We start from the raw sequence: 274 nt of genomic DNA on the forward strand, positions 1-274 counted from the left end.
CCGTCACTGCCTGAACCCTTTTAGCTGAATGACTCACTTTCGCTTCATCATACTCACCGATATCATATTTCAAATCATTTTCTTTATTTTCGAATCCTTCGGGAAAACGGACATAGTCAAATTGAATTTCTTTAAAACCCATTTTTGCCGCTTCAATGGCAATACCGACATTATAATCCCAAACCTCTTTTAAGAATGGGTTAACGAAGGCTTCACCTCGACCATTCTTCCATACCTCTTCGCCATCTAAAAATGACAATTCAGGCTTCTCTTT

The 274-nt window shown here is 38.7% G+C and carries 1 protein-coding gene; it reads right to left on the reverse strand.

The window, feature by feature from the left end; all coding sequences use genetic code 11:
• The coding region (locus SB773_RS31615) for a putative glycoside hydrolase (protein ID WP_410594272.1) at positions 1–274 on the reverse strand (274 nt) is incomplete at both ends.

Source organism: Bacillus sp. SIMBA_074, from assembly GCF_046534555.1.
GTDB lineage: Bacteria > Bacillota > Bacilli > Bacillales > Bacillaceae_G > Bacillus_A > Bacillus_A mycoides.